This window comes from Uliginosibacterium sp. H1, assembly GCF_036017065.1.
GTDB lineage: Bacteria > Pseudomonadota > Gammaproteobacteria > Burkholderiales > Rhodocyclaceae > Uliginosibacterium.
In genome coordinates this window covers 1,189,753-1,207,441 of sequence record NZ_JAYXHR010000001.1, presented here as the reverse complement: position 1 = coordinate 1,207,441, position 17,689 = coordinate 1,189,753, and the positions used below count along the sequence as shown (strand labels likewise).

The window sequence follows — 17,689 nt, the reverse complement described above, 5'->3', positions numbered from 1 at the left end:
CGGCCCGAGTGGGTAACGGATTTGCCCTGGCCGCGGGCCGGGTCAGGCTTGCCCGGGGGCCGGAGGATGCCGTCTCAGCCGAGCGCGGCCAGGGCGAAGGCGAGCTGTCGGGCGCGCTCGCGCAGTGCGTCGTAGCGACCGGAGGCACCGCCATGGCCTGCGTCCATGTTCACCCGCAGCAGCAAGGGGCCACGGCTGGTGGCCGTGCCGACGCCGAGCTCACGCATGCGAGCCACATACTTGGCGGGTTCCCACACCATCACCTGGCTGTCGTGCAGCCCGGTTTCCACCAGCATCGGCGGGTAGTCCCGGGAGGCGAGGTTGTCGTAGGGCGACCAGCCGAGCAGACGGCGGTAGTCGGCCGGTCGCTGCGGGTTGCCCCATTCCTCGTATTCGCCGATGGTCAGCGGCAGGTCGGGGTCCAGCATGGTGGTGACGACATCCACGAAAGGCACTTCCAGCAGCGCCGCGCCGAAGAGTTCCGGGCGCAGGTTGAGGCTGGCGGCGATGAGCAGGCCGCCGGCACTGCCGCCGCTGGCGAGGATCTTCCCTTGCGTGGTGTAGCGCTCCCTCACCAATGCTTCGGCGCAGGCGATGAAGTCGGTGAAGCTGTTGGGCTTGTGGGCGAGGCGGCCGCCGTCATGCCAGCGCTGGCCCATCTCGCCACCGCCGCGCACGTGCGCAATGGCGAACACCCAGCCGCGGTCCAGCAGCGACAGGCGGGTAGGCGAGAACCACGGGTCGGTAGGAATGCCATAGGCGCCGTATCCCTCCAGCCAGACCGGGGCGCTGCCGTCGCGCGGCGTGTCGCGATGGCGCACCAGCGAGACGGGAATGCGTGTGCCGTCCGTGGCGATTGCTTCGATACGCTCGCTGGCGTAGTGCGTGGCGTCGAAGCCGCCGGGCACCTGCTGGCGTTTCAACAGCGTGGCGCTGCGCTTCAGCGGATCGTAGTCGAAGGTCGAGTCCGGCATGGTCAGCGATTCGAACTCGTAGCGCAGTACCGGCGACGCCCATTCCGGCAGGTCTTCCAGCTCGACCGAATAGGCCGGTTCGTCGAAAGCTATGTCATGAGATTCGCCGCTCGCCAGCACGGTGACGCGCAGGCGTTGCTGGCCGCGTACGCGCAGGCTGGCGACCATCCAGTCCTGCCACAGGTCGACACCCTCCAGCACGACATCGTCATCGTGCGCCATCAGTTCGCGCCAGCCGTCGCGATGCCAGTCGTTTACCGGCATCTCGACCAGGCGGAAGTTGGGGCCGGTGTCGTTCACGCGCACCAGCAACCGGTCGGAATGGTGGTCCAGCTCGTATTCGACGTTCTGGCGCCGCCGCGCGAAGAGCTTCCAGCGCGCGGTCGGTCGGTCGGCCGGCAGCAGGCGCAACTCGTTGGTGGTGTGGCTGCCGCTGGTCAGCACGATGAAGCCGTCGCTGCGCGTCTTCATCACCGACAGCGAGAAGCGTTCGTCGCGCTCGGTATGAAGCAGGGTGTCTTCCGTGTCGCCGATGGTGTGGCGCCATAGCTGCCAGGAGCGTTCGGTGCGCGGCTCTTCGACGGTGTAGAACAGGGTGCGGTCATCCTGCGCCCACACGATGGTGGTGATGCGCTCGCGCTTCAGACGCAGCATCTTTCCCGAGTCCAGGTCGCGCACGCGCAGGCGGTACTGGCGGTTGCCCTTCGTGTCCTCGGCCCAGGCGACGTAGCGACCACTGGGGCTGACGGCGAAGTCGCCCACTTCGTAGAAGGACTTGCCTTCCGCCTCGGCGTTCTCGTCGAGCAGGATTTCCTCGGGTGCCGCCTGCCAGGCGCCATCCTCGGCGATGCGCTTGCGCGCATGGATGCCATAGGGTTTGCCGGTCTCGGTGCGGCTGTAGTACATCCACTTGCCGAGCTTCACCGGTACCGAACTGTCGTCTTCCTGGATGCGCGCGAGCATCTCGGCGTACAGCTCATCCTGCAACGCGGCCAGCGGTGCCAGAACGGCATCGGCGTAGGCATTCTCGTCGCGCAGGTGCGCCAGCAAGGCTTCTGTGTCGCGCTGGCGCATCCAGTGGTAGGCATCGCTACGCGCGTGGCTGTGCTGGGTGAGGATGGCGGGCTTGCGTGGCGCGAGCGGAGCGGCGGGAGAGAGGTCGAAGCCGGGGAATGTGCGACGGGTCATGAATTCCGGGTGCAGAAAGCACGATGCCCGCAGGCTGCGGGCATCGCGGTCACGCATTTTATGCCTTTACGGCGCAGGCTCAGGCGCGGGACTTCAGCAAGGGCGGGGCGGGTATGCGTTCGTGTTCGCCGGGCACCTTCGGGAAGCGGTCCGCCTCCCAGTCGGCGGCGGCCTGTTCGATGCGCTCGCGCGACGTCGAGACGAAGTTCCACCACATGTGGCGTGGTTGGTCGAGCGGTGCCCCGCCCAGCAGCATGACGCGGCCCGCCTGGGTGGCGTGGACGTCGACGGGCTCGCCGGGCGCCAGCACGATCAACTCGCCCACGCCGATGCGCTGGCCTTCCACTTCGATCTCGCCCTGGGCGACGTACAGCGCGCGTTCTTCCACATGCGCCGGGAAGCTGAAGCGTGCGCCTGCCTGCAGTTCACCCGCGGCGTAGAAGGTCTCGGAGGGTTGCTCGACCGGCGAACTGCGCGCGCCCCAGGTGCCGACCAGCAGGTGGAAGCGCGCACCTTCCTCCTCCCATTCCGGCAGGTCGGTGGCGGGGTAGTGGTAGAACACCGGTTCTTCTTCCTGCTGGGATTCCGGCAGCGCGACCCACATCTGGATGCCTTCCACGTCGAGGTCGTTGTCGCGGATGTCGGCCGGGATGCGCTCCGAATGCACGACGCCGCGCCCGGCCCGCATCCAGTTCACCGCGCCGGGCTCGATGCGTTGTACGACACCGATGCTGTCGCGATGGATGATCGCGCCCGAGAACAGGTAGGTCACCGTGGCCAGGCCGATGTGCGGGTGAGGGCGTACGTCGTTCTCGGTGGTGCCGGACGCGAAGTGCGCGGGCCCCATGTGGTCGAGGAACACGAAGGGGCCGACGGCGCGCTGGCTGGCCTGCGGCAGCAGGCGGCGTACGGTGAAGCCGATGTCACGGGCCTGGCCGTGCAGGATCTGGATGGCGGTACTCATGCGGGGCTCCGGCGGGTTGATGCGCCGAGTGTAAGCGCCCGAAGGCGGCATCGTAACTCTCCCTGACGGGATAGAGTGTTCCATTCGCAGGCGCCGGAAACAGAAAGAGCGAACCGTTGCGGGTTCGCTCTTTCCTTGCTTGCCGGACTGCGTGTCTTACTCGGCCTTCACCGGGTTGCGCAGCTTGATGTGCAGTTCGCGCAATTGCTTCTCGTCGACTGGGCTCGGTGCCTGGGTGAGCAGGCACTGCGCCCGTTGCGTCTTCGGGAAGGCGATCACGTCGCGGATCGACTCGGCGCCGGTCATCATCGTGACGATGCGGTCCAGGCCGAACGCAAGGCCACCGTGCGGCGGGGCACCGTACTTCAGCGCGTCGAGCAGGAAGCCGAACTTCAGCTGGGCCTCCTCGTCGCCGATGCCCAGGGCCTTGAACACTTTTTCCTGCACGTCGGAGCGGTGGATACGCACCGAGCCACCGCCCAGTTCCCAGCCGTTCAGCGCCAGGTCGTAGGCCTTGGCCAGGCACTTGCCCGGATCGGTCTCGAGGTACTCCAGGTGCTCGTCCTTCGGCGACGTGAAGGGGTGGTGACAGGCGACCCAGCGCTTGTCTTCCTCGTCGTAGTCGAACATCGGGAAGTCGACCACCCAGGCCGGCGCCCACTTGCGACCATCGACGTGGCCCTTCTCGTGGCCGATCTTGCTGCGCAACGCGCCCAGCGCGTCGGACACGATCTTGGCCTTGTCGGCGCCGAAGAAGATGAGGTCGCCCGACTGTGCGCCGGTGCGTTCGATAACCGTCTTCAGCGAGGCTTCGGACAGGTTCTTGACGATAGGTGACTGCAGGCCTTCTTCGTTCAGCTTGCTGACGTCATTGACCTTGATGTAGGCAAGGCCCTTGGCGCCGTAGATCTTCACGAACTCGGTGTAACCATCGATCTCGCCGCGCGACAGCGACGCACCGCCGGGAATGCGCAGCGCGGTGACGCGGCAGGCCGGGTCGTTGGCGGCACCCGCGAACACCTTGAAGGCCACATCCTTCATGGCGTCGGCGACGTCGACCAGCTCCAGCGTCACGCGCAGGTCGGGCTTGTCGGAACCGTAGCGCGCCATCGCCTCGGTGTAGGTGATGCGCGGGAAGGGGTTCGGCAGCTCGACGTCGATGGCGTCCTTGAACACGTAGCGGATCAGGTTCTCCATGATCCCGGTGATCTCGTTCTCGGTCAGGAACGAGGTCTCGATATCGACCTGGGTGAATTCCGGCTGGCGGTCGGCGCGCAGGTCTTCGTCGCGGAAGCACTTGGTGATCTGGTAGTAACGGTCGTAGCCGGCCACCATCAGCAGCTGCTTGAAGAGCTGCGGCGACTGCGGCAGCGCGAAGAACATGCCGTCGTGCACGCGCGAAGGCACGAGGTAGTCGCGCGCACCTTCCGGCGTGCTCTTGGTGAGCATCGGCGTTTCGATGTCGATGAAGCCGGCGTCGTCCAGGAAGCGGCGGAATGCGCGCGCGGTCTTGTAGCGCAGCAGCATGTTCTTCTGCATCGCCGGGCGGCGCAGGTCGATGACGCGGTTCGTCAGGCGAACGGTTTCCGACAGGTTCTCGTCGTCGATCTGGAACGGGGGCGTGACGGACGGGTTCAGCACTTCGAGTTCATGGGCCAGCACCTCGATCTCGCCGGAGATGAGGTTGCTGTTGGTCGTGCCTTCCGGGCGACGACGTACCTTGCCGGTGACGCGCAGGCAGAACTCGCTGCGCACGCCTTCGGCAACGGCGAAAGTTTCGGCGCGATCCGGGTCGCACACGACCTGCACCAGGCCTTCACGGTCGCGCAGGTCGATGAAGATGACGCCGCCATGGTCGCGACGACGATGGGCCCAGCCGAACAGCGTGACGGTCTGGTCGAGGTGAGCGGCGGACACGAGGCCGCTGTAGGTGGTACGCATGGATGTCTCCGGGAAAATCTCTTGTGTTCAACGGAGGTTGCGGGGCGTTTCCGGCCCCACCACGCCCATCGAAATGATGTACTTGAGTGCTGCGTCGACCGACATGTCGAGCTCCACCACGTCCTGACGCGGCATCATCAGGAAGAAGCCCGAAGTGGGGTTCGGAGTGGTGGGGACGTATACGCTGACGAATTCGTTGCTGCGCGCGCCCGGCAGGTGATCGAGCAATTCACCGCCCGGCGTGCCGGTCTGGAAGGCGACCGTCCAGCTCCCGGGGCGCGGGTACTGTACCAACAGGGCTTTGCGAAAAGCCTGGCCGTTCGGCCCCAGCAGCGTATCGGATACCTGTTTGACGCTGGAGTAGATCGACTTCACCACCGGAATGCGGTTGAGCAGGCTCTCCCACACCGTCAGCAGTCGCGCGCCGAACAGGTTCGACACGATGACGCCGGTGACCAGCAACACCAGCAAGGTGAGGACGGCGCCAAATCCCCAGGAATAGCCGAAAAGCTGGGGGCGCCAGGATTCCGGCAAGAGGAACAGCGACTGGTCCAGGGTCGTCACGACGAGGTGCAACACCCACAGGGTGATGACTAGGGGCACCCAGACCAGCAGGCCGGTAATGAGGTACTTTTTCATGCAGCGGATCAGTGGCAGGCGCAGCCGCCTCCGCAAGGAGTGCTACCGCCACTCGCGTCGCTCTTCGCTGCTTCGCTCTTGGGCGCCTCTGTCGATGCGGGCGTGGTCTTGCCACCACTGCTCGCGCCTTTGAAGTCGGTGGCATACCAGCCGCTGCCCTTCAGCTGGAAGCCGGCCGCAGACAGCAGCTTCTGGTAGGCGCTACCGCCGCAGGCAGGACACGCAGCGATGGGCGCGTCGCTGAACTTCTGGAGGTGTTCCTTGTGGTGACCACAGTCACCACAACGGTATTCGTAGATGGGCATATGCTTCTCCGCCGGGCAAGCCCATGAGTCTAACTCATTGTGTCAGCGCGGGAAACGGCGGCAAGTAGAGGTGCTTGCTTACTGCACGGAGCAGCGTCGAGACGGGCTCGGACCAACCGCCGGAGCCAACGCCCGCGTCAGAGCATGAAGAACTGGCGCGACAGATCGGCACCGAAAAACAGTGCAATCAGTCCAGCCGCAGCCAGGTAAGGGCCAAAAGGAATCGGCGTTTCCCGGCCGTGTCGTGCGAACAGGATCAGGCAGATGCCGACCACGGCGCCGACGACCGACGACAACAGCACCACTATTGGCAGGACTTGCCAGCCCAGCCAGGCGCCGATGGCGGCCAGCAGCTTGAAGTCGCCGTAGCCCATGCCTTCCTTGCCGGTCGTGAGCTTGAACAGCCAATAGACTGACCACAGCACCAGATAGCCCGCAACGGCACCAACGACGGCGCTCTCCAGGGGGGTGAAGGTCGTCCAGATATTTACCAGCAAACCCAGCCACAAAAGCGGCAAGGTGATGTCGTCCGGCAATAGCTGGGTATCCAGATCGATGAAGGTCAGCGCGACCAGGGCCCAGACGAAGGCCAGTGCAGCCGCCGTCGCCAGCGTGGCGCCGAACTGCCAGGCGACCGCAACGGACAGCAAGGCCGTAAGTATCTCGACCAAGGGGTAGCGTGGGCTGATCCTTGCCTTGCAAGCCTTGCAACGCCCCCGCAGAAACAGGTAGCTGACGACCGGAATGTTCTCGATCGCCCCGATGAGGTGACCACAATGCGGGCACCGCGAGCGCGGCTTGACCAGATTGAAGGCAGGCGCTTCCGGCTCGGGCTCGCCACGGACATAGGCAGCCTCTGCCAGCCAACGCTGTTCGAGCATCTTCGGCACGCGGTGGATCACCACGTTGAGAAAGCTGCCCACGCACAGTCCGAGCAACGCGCAGGCGATTACCAGCCCGGTAGGCTGCTGCAGCAATTCCAGCATCGCGGGTCAGACCACCTGGCCGAGCTTGAAGATCGGGAGATACATCGCAACGACCAGGCCACCGATGATCGTCCCCAGGAAGACAATGATCAGCGGTTCGATCAGCTGCGATAGGCCGGCCACCATGTCGTCGACCTCGCGCTCGAAGAAGTCGGCCACTTTGGCGCACATGCCGTCGAGTTGACCGGATTCCTCGCCGATGGAAATCATCTGTACGACCATGGCGGGAAACACATTCGTTCCTTGCATGGCGTTCGTCAGCGCTGTGCCGGTGGCAACTTCTGCCTGGATTTTCTTGGTGGCATCTGCATAAACCTTGTTCCCTGAGGCCCCTGCTACAGAGTCAAGCGCTTCCACCAGCGGGACGCCAGCGGCGAACATGGTTGACAACGTCCGCGTCCAACGCGCGATCGTTGCTTTGCGGATAATCTCCCCAATGACCGGTATTTGGAGAACCCAGCGGTCAACGGCTGCCTGAGCAGCGGGTGATCGCTTATAGGCGGCGGCAATCAAGATAACGGCGCCAATAAAGGCGCCAAACACGATCCACCAGTATTCGGTCATAAAATCGGAAATCGCAATAACCAGCAGTGTTGGGGCTGGCAAATCAGCGCCAAAACTTGTGAATACTTTCTTGAATTCAGGAATGACGAACAGCATCATTACTGATACCACCGCGGCCGCGACAACCATTACCGAGATAGGGTAGAACAAAGCAGCCTTAATTTTGCTTTTGATAGCGAGGATCTTCTCCTGATAGATAGCAAGTCTATCCAGCAAGTTTTCAAGCGCGCCAGATTGTTCGCCAGCATCAACCAGGTTGCAGTACAGTGCGTTGAAATAGAGCGGAAACTTCCGCAGCGCATTGGACAGGCTGGTACCGGTTTCGATGTCGTTGCGGATTTCGTTCAAAAGGCGGGCGACGCCAGGATTGGACGAGCCCTTAATGGCGATATCGAAGGCCTGCAGCAGCGGCACCCCCGCGCGCATCATTGTTGCAAGCTGGCGGGTGAATAGTGCCAAGTCCTTGTCCTTGACCTTGGATGCGCGTCCAAGCTGCCGCTTCTTGATCTTGTTCTCTGCGGTCGAAATGCCCTGGCGCCGCAAGGACGCCTGCACGACAGTCTTGCTGTGTGCCCGCATTTCGCCGCGAATGATCTTCCCCGTTTTGTCCTTGCCCTCCCAGGTCCACAGGATTTCCTTGGGGTCCTTGGAGGTGGCACGTCGATTCGGGGCTGTACGAGCAGCAGTGGCCATGTCGTGAATCCGTCAGGCTAATCGTTGGTGGTGGCCAAGACTTCGGTCAGGGAAGTCATGCCTTGCTTGACCTTGAGCAGGCCGGATTGTCGCAGGTCGCGAATGCCCTCGACCTGTGCCTGGGCGGCAATATCCATGGAATTGCCGCCCGTCATGATGATTTGCTGGATTTCTTCACTGATCGGCATCACCTGATAGATGCCGACGCGGCCCTTGTAACCGCTGCCCTTGCAGCGGTCGCAGCCGACCGGGCCATAGGGTTGCCAGGACCCATCGAGATCCGCGTCCGTGAAGCCCGCCTGCATGAGTGCCTCAAGGGGTATGTCGATTGGTTTCTTGCAGGTGCAGAGACGCCGCGCCAACCGCTGCGCGGTGATCATGATGACCGAAGAGGCGATGTTGAACGGTGCCACGCCCATGTTGCGCAGCCGCTCCAGGGTCGTTGGGGCGTCATTCGTGTGCAGCGTGGACAGCACCATATGGCCGGTCTGGGCGGCCTTGATGGATATTTCCGCAGTTTCCAGGTCGCGGATTTCGCCGACCATGATCACGTCAGGGTCCTGGCGAAGGAAGGCTTTCAGAGAAACTGCAAAGGTCAGCCCTGACTTGTCGTTCATCGACACTTGGTTGATGCCGGGAAGGTTGATTTCCGCAGGGTCTTCAGCCGTCGAGATATTGACGCCTGGCTTATTGAGGATGTTCAGGCACGTGTACAGCGACACTGTCTTGCCGCTACCGGTCGGGCCGGTCACGAGCACCATTCCGTAAGGGCGCTGCACAGCCTCCAGCAGAGCTTCCTTTTGATCCGGTTCATAGCCCAGCGCGTCGACACCCAGCATGGCGCTGGACGGGTCGAGAATCCGCATCACGATCTTCTCGCCGTGCATGGTGGGCAAGGTCGAGACGCGGAAATCGATGGCCTTGGTCTTGGACAGCACGAGCTTGGTACGGCCGTCCTGAGGAACCCGCTTTTCCGCGATGTCGAGCCGGGAGATGACCTTGATGCGGGCCGCGATCTTCTCGCGCAGCATCAGCGGCGGCTGGGCGATCTCTCGCAGGACGCCGTCAGTGCGGAAGCGGATGCGATAGAACTTCTCGTAGGGCTCGAAGTGAATGTCGGAGGCGCCTTCGTTGATGGCGTCTACCAGCATTTTCTGGATGAATCGAACTACCGGCGCATCGTCGACATCTGCCGTGTTGGTGTCGGCCTGTTCCTCGGAATCCGTATTCATGTCCCCGAGCGAATCCAGATCGAACTCGTCAGAGGCGGACAAATTGCGTAGCGCTGTATTGGTCGACTCGGTCAGCTTGGCGATCAGTGGCGTCAGTTTGTCGATCTCGACGACCACCGGGTCGACCGCCATGCCGGTCTGGAAGCGGATTTCGTCCAGCGCGCGCAGATTGGTCGGATCTGCCAGTGCGACGCAGATGCGGTTGTTCTTCTTGGTGAGGCCGACAACCTGATGCTTGCTCATCAGCTTGCTGTCGACGATGTCCCGCGGCAGTTGCGCGTCGTCCAGCGCTGCCAGATCAAGAAGGGGGAAGCCAAAAGCATCGGCACTGAACTGCGCAATAGACACCGCGTTCATGATGCCGCGTGCGACCACTTCTCCAACAAACCCGCCGGGATTGGCCGTGGGTTGCGAGCAGGTCAGCGCATCGGTTTCCTTGATGCGTCCCTGCTGAACCAGCGTCCGGGCCAGTCCGCTCAAGGCAGATTGTGGGTTTGCAGCCATGTCGAGGGCTAATCTTTCCTGCTAATCATATGCTTAGCGCAATATTTTGATGTTGCACCGTAATTTCACAGTTTGTAAAGCTGCGCGGCGACAGTCGTGGGGTATTGCTCAACGGCCGGGCGCTAAGCGCTCCTGCTCCTGACGACATTGTCGGCGCGGGCTGCGCCAAGTTGAGGCTGATCTGTTACGTGGCAAGAGCTTCGGTGCTCCCGCCATCAGCGCCCGAGAATCACCTCCAGAACAAAGCGGGTGCCGGCGTAGGCCAGCAGCAGGCAGACGAAGCCGGCCAGCGTATAGCGCTGCGCGGTGCGGCCGCGCCAGCCCCACGCACGGCGGCCTGCCAGCAGGGCGCCGAAGAGCAACCAGGCTGCGATCGTGAAAATCGTCTTGTGGCTCCAGACCAGCGACTTGCCGAACAACTGCTCGGAGAAGAACACGCCAGACAACACTGTCAGTGTCAGCAGCAGGAAGGCGACGCCGATCAGGCGGAACAGCAGGTTCTCAAGAACCAGCAGTGGTGGCAGGCCGGCCAGACCGCGCGACAGCCGGGCGTGATGCAGCTGCCGCTCTGCCAGTGCCATCAGCAAAGCATGCAGGGCCGCCAGCGTAAAAAGGCTGTAAGCCAGCATGGCGACGACGACATGGGCACGAAACGCCCAGTTGCGGGTGTCACCGTCCGGCAGCGAGTGACCGGGAAGCAGCCAGGGAAGCAGGCAGCACAATGCAGCGATGGGTGCGGCAATGGCGGGCAGGCCGTCGAGCCGGGCGATGAAGCTCTCAAGAAAGTAGAACAGCATCGCCAGCCACAGCGTCAGCGACAAGGCTGCGCCGAAACCGAATCGCAGGCCGCCGCCGTCGAACAGCGCGCTGCTCAGGCTCGCGCCATGAAGGATGAGTGCCACTGCCAGAAGGCTGCGAGTTGCCGACCGGACCGGCGCCTCGCCTTTGCGCAACGCGCGCGTGCACAGGATGCCCAGCGCCGCGTAGGCCGTGGCCGGGAGCAGATACAGTAGAATGCCAGGCATCCTTGGAGTGTAACCTCGCGCGCCAGCCTGCGGGCCGTCTGCATCGCGTCTGCGTCACATCCCGCCTTCTTCCCCGCATTTCTCTGCTGTCCCCGACACCATGCTGGATAACCTCACCCAACGTTTGGCCAAGGTCGTCAAGACCATGCGCGGCCAGGCACGCCTGACCGACGAGAACATTGCCGAGATGATGCGCGAAGTGCGCATGGCGCTGCTCGAGGCCGACGTGGCGCTGCCCGTCGTCAAGGATTTCGTGGCGCGGGTGAAGGAGAAGGCACTTGGCCAGGAGGTGGTCGGTTCGCTGACGCCGGGCCAGGCACTGGTCGGGGTGGTGCATCGCGAGCTGATCGACATCATGGGCGGCGCGCAGGTGCCGCTGTCCTTCGCCACCCAGCCGCCGGCCGTGTTCCTGATGGCGGGTCTGCAGGGGGCAGGCAAGACGACCACCGTCGGCAAGCTGGCCAAGCACCTGCGCGAGAAGCTGAAGAAGAAGGTGCTGACGGTTTCCTGTGACGTGTACCGCCCGGCAGCCATCGCCCAGTTGAAGACGGTGACCGAGCAGGCCGGGGCCGAGTTCTTTCCGTCCGAGGTTTCGCAGCAGCCGGTGGATATCGCGCGGGCGGCGGTCGATTACGCTCGCCGGCACTACTTCGATGTCCTGCTGGTGGATACGGCAGGTCGTCTGACCATCGATGCCGAGATGATGGACGAGATCCGCCGCCTGCATGGCGTGCTGGATCCCATCGAAACCCTGTTCGTCGTCGACGCCATGCTCGGCCAGGATGCCGTGAACACCGCCAAGGCGTTCAACGAGGCCTTGCCGCTGACCGGTGTGGTGCTGACCAAACTGGATGGCGACTCCCGTGGTGGTGCGGCCTTGTCGGTTCGCCACGTCACGGGCGCGCCGATCAAGTTCACCGGTATTGGCGAGAAGCTCACGGGGCTGGACGAGTTCCACCCGGAGCGCATGGCCAGCCGCATCCTCGGCATGGGCGACATCCTGTCCCTGGTGGAAGAGGCGCGTGCGCTGGTCGACGAGGAGAAAGCGCGTGACTTCGCGCAGAAGCTCAAGAGCGGCAAGGGTTTCGATCTCAACGACTTCAAGGAGCAGATTGCCCAGATGCGCAAGATGGGCGGCATCGGCAAGCTGCTGGACAAGATGCCGGCGCAGTTTGCCCAGGCCGCTCAGCAGATCCAGGGTGGCGTCGAGGAAAAGGCGATGCGCCGCGTGGAGGGCATCATCAACGCCATGACGCCGTACGAGCGTGCCCACCCCGAGTTGCTCAAGGCCAGCCGCAAGCGCCGCATCGCTGCCGGAGCAGGGGTGCAGGTGCAGGAAATCAATCGTCTGCTCAACCAGTTCGAGCAGACGCAGAAGGTCATGAAGCAGTTTTCCAAGGGCGGCATCGGCAAGCTCATGCGCGGCATGAAAGGCATGATGCCCGGGATGCGCTGAGCAGCCTCGTGCTGCAGGCAGATCCCCTCCAGTGGATCGCCAGCGCCCTGTTTGCGCTGGCCGTCGTCCATACGTTCCTGACCCAGCGCTTCGAGGCGCTTGCCCATCGCTACCCGGCGCATGCCGGCATATGGCACTTCTTCGGTGAGGTGGAGGCGGTATTCGGCATCTGGGCCGCGTTGTTGCTGCTGGCCATGGTGTTCCTGCGGGGGCCGGCGGCGCCCGTCGACTACCTGGAAGGGCTCGATTTCACCGAGCCGATGTTCGTCTTCGTCATCATGGTGGTGGCTGCCTCGCGGCCGGTCGCGCAGTGCTGTCTGGGGGTCGTGCAGTTCTTCGTGCGTTGCCTGCCGCTGCCTCCCGCCGTGGCCTTCTACTTCCTGGCCTTATCGGTCGTGCCCCTGCTGGGGTCGTTCATCACCGAGCCGGCAGCCATGACGCTCGCGGCCCTGATGCTGCGCGACCACTTCTACGCAAAAGGGCTCTCCACGCGTCTCAAGTACGCCACGCTGGGCGTGCTGTTCGTCAATGTGTCGATCGGCGGCACGCTCACCAGCTTTGCGGCGCCACCGGTGTTGATGGTGGCGAGCAAGTGGGGCTGGGATTCGCTTTTCATGCTGACCCACATTGGCTGGAAGGCGGCGTTGGCGGTGCTGATCAACGCCGCGGTGGTGAGCACATTGTTCGCTGGCCAGCTGCGCAAGCTCGACTACGAACGGGAGCAGCGAAGCGACGTACCTGTGTTGCTGACCGTCATGCATTTGCTGTGCCTCGCCGGTGTCGTGGCGATGGCGCATCACCCCAAGGTCTTCATGGCGATCTTCCTCCTGTTCCTGGGGGTGGTCAGTGCCTACGATCGTTTCCAGGACAGGCTGATCCTGCGCGAGGGATTGATGGTCGCGCTGTTCCTCGCGGGGCTGGTCGTGCTGGGCACGTTGCAGCAGTGGTGGCTGCAACCGGTGCTGGCCGGCATGGACGATACCGTCCTGTACTTCGGTGCCACCGCGCTGACCGCGGTGACAGATAACGCAGCGTTGACCTACCTCGGATCACTGGTCGAGGGAATCGACGACAATTTCAGGTATGCGCTGGTCACCGGTGCGGTCACGGGGGGAGGTCTCACCGTCATCGCAAACGCGCCGAATCCCGCGGGATTCGCGGTGCTGAAAGAGCACTTCGCACAGCAGACGATTGCTGCCGGCGGATTGTTCGTGGCCGCCCTGGCGCCTACCTGTGTTGCGGTCCTGTGTTTCCTGCTGTTGTAACCGGAGAGATCATGAATCACGTAGAGACCCTGGCCACCGTGCTGTTTGCGCTGGCGGTCATCCACACCTTCATGGCGAGCCGTTTCGAGCATCTGGCCCATCATTCGAAGGCGCACGGCGGGTTGTGGCACCTGCTGGGCGAGATCGAAGCGGTGTTCGGCATCTGGGCCTGCGTTCTCATCGTGTTCATGCTGCCCCTGCTCGGCGGTGGCCAAACCCTAAGCTACCTGCAGGGGCTGAATTTCACGGAGCCGATGTTCGTCTTCGCGGTGATGGTCATCGCCGCGACCAAGCCGATCCTGCAACTCGCCACGCTTGGCGTGAGAGGCCTGGCGGGCGTGCTGCCGCTTCAGCGCAGCCTTGCCATCGTGGTGGTGGCGATATCGGTCGTGCCCTTGATGGGGTCCCTGATCACCGAGCCCGCCGCCATGACCCTTGCGGCGCTCATCCTGCGCGATGCGCTGTATAGCCAGGGCGCGTCCACGCGACTCAAGTACGCCACGCTCGGCGTGTTGTTCGTCAATGTGTCCATTGGCGGCACGTTGACCAGCTATGCCGCGCCGCCGGTCCTGATGGTGGCCGGCACCTGGGGTTGGGATTCCGCGTTCATGCTGCACACCTTTGGCTGGAAGGCGGCGCTGGCGGTGCTCGTCAACACGGCCCTGCTGACGCTGTTTTTCCGTCGTGAACTGCTGGGGCTCAAAGTCGTGACGCAGGAAATCAGGCGCGTGCCCTACGCGGTGATGCTGATCCACGTGTTCTTCCTCGCAGGCGTGGTCGTCTGCGGCCACTACCCTGTCGCGTTCATTCCGCTGCTGTTGCTTTTCCTCGGCTTTGCCGATGCGTACAAGCAGTTTCAGGACCGCCTGCTGTTGCGCGAAGGTCTCATGGTGGCCCTGTTCCTCGCCGGGCTGGTGATACTCGGCGGCTTGCAGCGCTGGTGGTTGCAGCCTTTGCTGGCGGACATGGATGAACGCTTGTTGTTCTTCGGTGCCGTGGGCCTGACCGCAATCACGGACAACGCGGCGCTGACCTATCTGGGCTCGCTGGTCGAAGGAGTGAGCGAGGGCTTCAAGTACGCACTCGTGGCGGGCGCCGTCGCCGGGGGCGGGCTGACGGTGATTGCGAATGCCCCCAATCCGGCGGGCTTCGCCTTACTGAAGAACTATTTCGATGACGATGCGATCAGCCCGCTTGGTCTTCTTCTTGCGGCGCTGGTGCCCACCTGTGTGGCGGTTTCTGCATTTTTGTTGTTGTAATTAAATCTCGGGCGATCGCCTGACAGCCGGGCATGCTGCCCATTTGGGTGAGTGTTGCGATTCATGCTCGCTGAGCGTTCGGGATATACCCGAAACCGGTACTATGCGCCGCGAGCCGCAGAGGGTTGCAATGCACCCTCTCGTCGGACACGGGAGGGGGTCTAACGACAGGGCGGTGGCCTAATGCCGTCTTCTCATTGCATCCCCGGCACGCACTCCAGCCGGGTCATCGTCTGATCGTGAAATACATACGTCCTTTGTCGCATCGACGCCGATTCCTGAAGTCGATGTCGGCGCTCGTCGGCTCCGTGGGCCTGTACGGTTGCGGTAGCTCCGGAGGCGCAGCAGGTGGTGCGCCAAGCGCGGGTGCCAGCGGCTCTTCTTCCAGTTCTTCCGGCGGTGCAGGCGGAGCAGGGGGTAGTGGTGGCGGGGGAGGCAGCGGCGGGGTCGGCAAAGGCCTTCTGTCCTCGATCTCGATCAGCACCATTCCGCAGATCACTTTCGAAGGCGGCGCGCCGGGCTCGCACGCCATGGCGCAGTACGTCCAGATACCCGTCGGTTACTCCGCGCCGGTATTTGCCCTGAATGGTGCCCTGCCTGCCGGCGTGAGTTTCGACACCCAGTCGGGCATCGTCAGCTATGACGGGTCCGGGCCCTCTCCGCAACTTACCAACCTCAGTCTTACGGTCACTGCGGACCCGCTCCCGGAATACATCACGACACTGCAGTTGTCGTCTTCCGTCGGCGGCAGTTTGTTGCCCTGGACGATTGGTCATTTCTTCAAGCAAGGCGATGTGCCTGGCGGCACGGCCGTCAGGGCCAGTATCCCGGAGTTCCAGGCCGTCGTGCGCAATACTTGGCCGGACGGATCGGTGAAGTTTGCTGTCCTGTCAGGACGGTGCGACCTGATTGCCGGCACCCCGAAATCGATTGCCTTGCTGCGTGGCAGTGAGCCGGTCGCAACGCCGCTGACCGAAGCCAACCTGGTGGCGGCCAACCCGGCCATCGTGGTCCAGGTCGGTAGTTCGCAAGTGGCGCTCACGTCGGTTTTCGGGTCGCCCGTACGTCAACTCCTGAGCGGCCCGATCGCATCCGAATGGCAGTACCGTTTGCCAGTCGATGACCAGCTATGCGTCTGGCTCTACGTCCGGCTCTACAAAGGCGGGCGCGTCGAGTACATGACCAGTGTCGAGAACGGACACTTCGATTACACCGGTGCAACCAACAAGGTCGTGCGCGTCGTCGTATCGGCCGGCAATGCCACGGCCTACGACAGTGGCAACGCTGTCGACATCAAGAGCCACACCCGCATGGTTTGCACTGCGGGACATAGCGGCAAGCTCTGGATCGGTGGCGACCCCGGGGTCATTCCCAGGCACGCCGCAAGCTATCTCCAGGCAAGTGGCGCGGTGCCGGCCTTCCAGACTGACGGTCTGGTCGACAGCGCCTACACCGGCTTTTCCCAGAGCTACACGCCCTACGGCCAGCACAACTTGCCGGGCAACCAGTTGGGGGGCTCGGGAGATCACTCCTCGATCGGATGGTTGCCGAAGTGGGACGCTTGTTATGCGGTGACGGCCGACCCTCGTGCCTACCGTGCCGTATTGGTGAACTCCTTTGCCTCTGCTGCGTACTCGGTGCACTTCCGGAGTGGCACGACGCGCAATGTGGTGACCTACGGCGAGCATCCGACTGTCCTCAAGCCGCAGAGCGGCGGCAACGGAGTGCCTGGAGGCCGGGCTTTCTGGTCCGGGCAGTACGGTGGGGACTGGGACATTTCCCATGGATGGCTGCCGGGATACACCGCCTATTTGCTGACCGGCGACTACTGGCATCTGGAAGAACTGCAGTTCTACGTCAAGTGGGACCACTACACCGGGAACGTGGGCTATCGCGGCAATGCAACCGGCATGGTCGTGCGTAACCGCCAGATGCGTGGCGTGGCGTGGGGGTTGCGCAATCTTGGCCTTTGCGCGGCCCTGACCCCGGACAACGACGCGGAGCGTGCAAATTACGTCAACGCATTCGGAGCCTCGATGGTCTGGATGGCCGCGTACCACACCAATGCGCTCGGTGTGCTGACGGAACCCGAGAACTGGGGAGACCCGGGCGGACATGCTTTCTGGGAAAGCGACTATGCCGTCGGATCGTTGTGCTGGATCGCCGACATGAAGCTGCTGTCTGGCGCGCAGCAAACGGCGCATCAGACATTGCTCCAGAGGGTGGGGACTGGGCTCGTCAAGCGCTACGCCGCCGGTAGCGACCCGACAGGATGGTTGTGGTCCCACCAGCCCTATCGCGTCTATCTCGCGCCCGGCGGGTGGCCGGGCTACGTGGCAGGACAGTCGGACGCGCAACGCCAGGCCCTGATCGATGCCAATTACAACCTCACCTATGAGCGTTTCATCGGCATGACCAAGCAGGCTGCGTTCGACACGGGGTTCATCCGCAATACGGCCGCGGGTAGCGTGCATCCCAACTCGTGGGCAGTGAAGACCGGTTTCGGCAGTGATTACTTCGAGTACGGCATGAGTGCGCTGGCAATGTGCGTGAACCAGAACGTGCCGGGTGCGGCGGCGGCATTCAATCGCATCCTGTTTGCCACCAACTACAACGCCTGCAAGGCGGGGCTGACACGAGATCCCCGTTGGGGCCTCGCACCGAGAGCATGAACATGAGGCTGACTGCTACATC

At 63.3% G+C, this 17,689-nt stretch carries 13 protein-coding genes; 4 read left to right on the top strand and 9 right to left on the bottom strand.

Annotated features, from left to right (window positions below):
* Positions 1-74 precede the first annotated feature (74 nt).
* From VVD47_RS05535 to VVD47_RS05495, 9 genes are all read right to left on the bottom strand, one after another.
* Positions 75-2,162, bottom strand: a complete 2,088-nt coding sequence (locus VVD47_RS05535) for a S9 family peptidase (RefSeq protein ID WP_327602397.1) — start codon at positions 2,160-2,162, stop codon at positions 75-77.
* A gap of 79 nt (positions 2,163-2,241) precedes the next feature.
* Positions 2,242-3,126 (bottom strand): pirin family protein, encoded by an 885-nt coding sequence (locus VVD47_RS05530; protein ID WP_327602396.1) that lies wholly within the window; start codon positions 3,124-3,126, stop codon positions 2,242-2,244.
* 156 nt (positions 3,127-3,282) lie between these two features.
* Positions 3,283-5,067 carry an aspartate--tRNA ligase gene (gene aspS, locus VVD47_RS05525; protein ID WP_327602395.1) on the bottom strand — a complete coding sequence of 595 codons (1,785 nt, stop codon included), beginning with the start codon at positions 5,065-5,067 and terminating at the stop codon, positions 3,283-3,285.
* 27 nt (positions 5,068-5,094) lie between these two features.
* Positions 5,095-5,706 (bottom strand): DUF502 domain-containing protein, encoded by a 612-nt coding sequence (locus VVD47_RS05520; RefSeq protein ID WP_327602394.1) that lies wholly within the window; start codon positions 5,704-5,706, stop codon positions 5,095-5,097.
* An 8-nt stretch (positions 5,707-5,714) separates the two neighbouring features.
* Complete coding sequence (locus tag VVD47_RS05515; protein WP_327602393.1) at positions 5,715-6,011, bottom strand: FmdB family zinc ribbon protein; 297 nt, start codon at positions 6,009-6,011, stop codon at positions 5,715-5,717.
* Positions 6,012-6,148: 137 nt separating this feature from the next.
* Positions 6,149-6,997: a prepilin peptidase gene (locus tag VVD47_RS05510; protein WP_327602392.1), complete on the bottom strand. Its 849-nt coding sequence runs from the start codon at positions 6,995-6,997 to the stop codon at positions 6,149-6,151.
* Positions 6,998-7,003: 6 nt separating this feature from the next.
* On the bottom strand, positions 7,004-8,254 hold the full coding sequence (locus VVD47_RS05505; protein WP_327602391.1) for a type II secretion system F family protein: 1,251 nt from the start codon (positions 8,252-8,254) through the stop codon (positions 7,004-7,006).
* Positions 8,255-8,271: 17 nt separating this feature from the next.
* Positions 8,272-9,990: a type IV-A pilus assembly ATPase PilB gene (pilB, locus tag VVD47_RS05500; RefSeq protein WP_327602390.1), complete on the bottom strand. Its 1,719-nt coding sequence runs from the start codon at positions 9,988-9,990 to the stop codon at positions 8,272-8,274.
* A 215-nt stretch (positions 9,991-10,205) separates the two neighbouring features.
* Positions 10,206-10,943: a cytochrome C assembly family protein gene (locus VVD47_RS05495; protein ID WP_327602389.1), complete on the bottom strand. Its 738-nt coding sequence runs from the start codon at positions 10,941-10,943 to the stop codon at positions 10,206-10,208.
* A gap of 172 nt (positions 10,944-11,115) precedes the next feature.
* Here VVD47_RS05495 and ffh point away from each other — a divergent pair, with 172 nt between their 5' ends.
* From ffh to VVD47_RS05475, 4 genes are all read left to right on the top strand, one after another.
* Positions 11,116-12,471, top strand: coding sequence for a signal recognition particle protein (gene ffh, locus VVD47_RS05490; protein ID WP_327602388.1), 1,356 nt, complete (start codon positions 11,116-11,118; stop codon positions 12,469-12,471).
* An 8-nt stretch (positions 12,472-12,479) separates the two neighbouring features.
* A complete protein-coding gene (locus tag VVD47_RS05485) occupies positions 12,480-13,736 on the top strand; it encodes a putative Na+/H+ antiporter (RefSeq protein ID WP_327602387.1) in 1,257 nt (418 codons plus the stop codon).
* A gap of 11 nt (positions 13,737-13,747) precedes the next feature.
* Positions 13,748-14,995 (top strand): putative Na+/H+ antiporter, encoded by a 1,248-nt coding sequence (locus tag VVD47_RS05480; RefSeq protein WP_327602386.1) that lies wholly within the window; start codon positions 13,748-13,750, stop codon positions 14,993-14,995.
* A gap of 287 nt (positions 14,996-15,282) precedes the next feature.
* The gene (locus VVD47_RS05475; protein ID WP_327602385.1) at positions 15,283-17,667 is read left to right on the top strand and encodes a hypothetical protein; all 2,385 of its coding nucleotides are present in this window, start codon (positions 15,283-15,285) and stop codon (positions 17,665-17,667) included.
* Positions 17,668-17,689: the final 22 nt, after the last annotated feature.

Coding starts and splice junctions, on each gene's coding strand:
- aspS (WP_327602395.1), bottom strand. CDS start 5,067: ATGCGTACCACCTACAGCGGCCTCGTGTCCGCCGCTCACCTCGACCAG.
- VVD47_RS05480 (WP_327602386.1), top strand. CDS start 13,748: ATGAATCACGTAGAGACCCTGGCCACCGTGCTGTTTGCGCTGGCGGTC.
- VVD47_RS05535 (WP_327602397.1), bottom strand. CDS start 2,162: ATGACCCGTCGCACATTCCCCGGCTTCGACCTCTCTCCCGCCGCTCCG.
- VVD47_RS05475 (WP_327602385.1), top strand. CDS start 15,283: ATGTCGGCGCTCGTCGGCTCCGTGGGCCTGTACGGTTGCGGTAGCTCC.
- VVD47_RS05530 (WP_327602396.1), bottom strand. CDS start 3,126: ATGAGTACCGCCATCCAGATCCTGCACGGCCAGGCCCGTGACATCGGC.
- VVD47_RS05510 (WP_327602392.1), bottom strand. CDS start 6,997: ATGCTGGAATTGCTGCAGCAGCCTACCGGGCTGGTAATCGCCTGCGCG.
- VVD47_RS05515 (WP_327602393.1), bottom strand. CDS start 6,011: ATGCCCATCTACGAATACCGTTGTGGTGACTGTGGTCACCACAAGGAA.
- pilB (WP_327602390.1), bottom strand. CDS start 9,990: ATGGCTGCAAACCCACAATCTGCCTTGAGCGGACTGGCCCGGACGCTG.
- ffh (WP_327602388.1), top strand. CDS start 11,116: ATGCTGGATAACCTCACCCAACGTTTGGCCAAGGTCGTCAAGACCATG.
- VVD47_RS05520 (WP_327602394.1), bottom strand. CDS start 5,706: ATGAAAAAGTACCTCATTACCGGCCTGCTGGTCTGGGTGCCCCTAGTC.
- VVD47_RS05505 (WP_327602391.1), bottom strand. CDS start 8,254: ATGGCCACTGCTGCTCGTACAGCCCCGAATCGACGTGCCACCTCCAAG.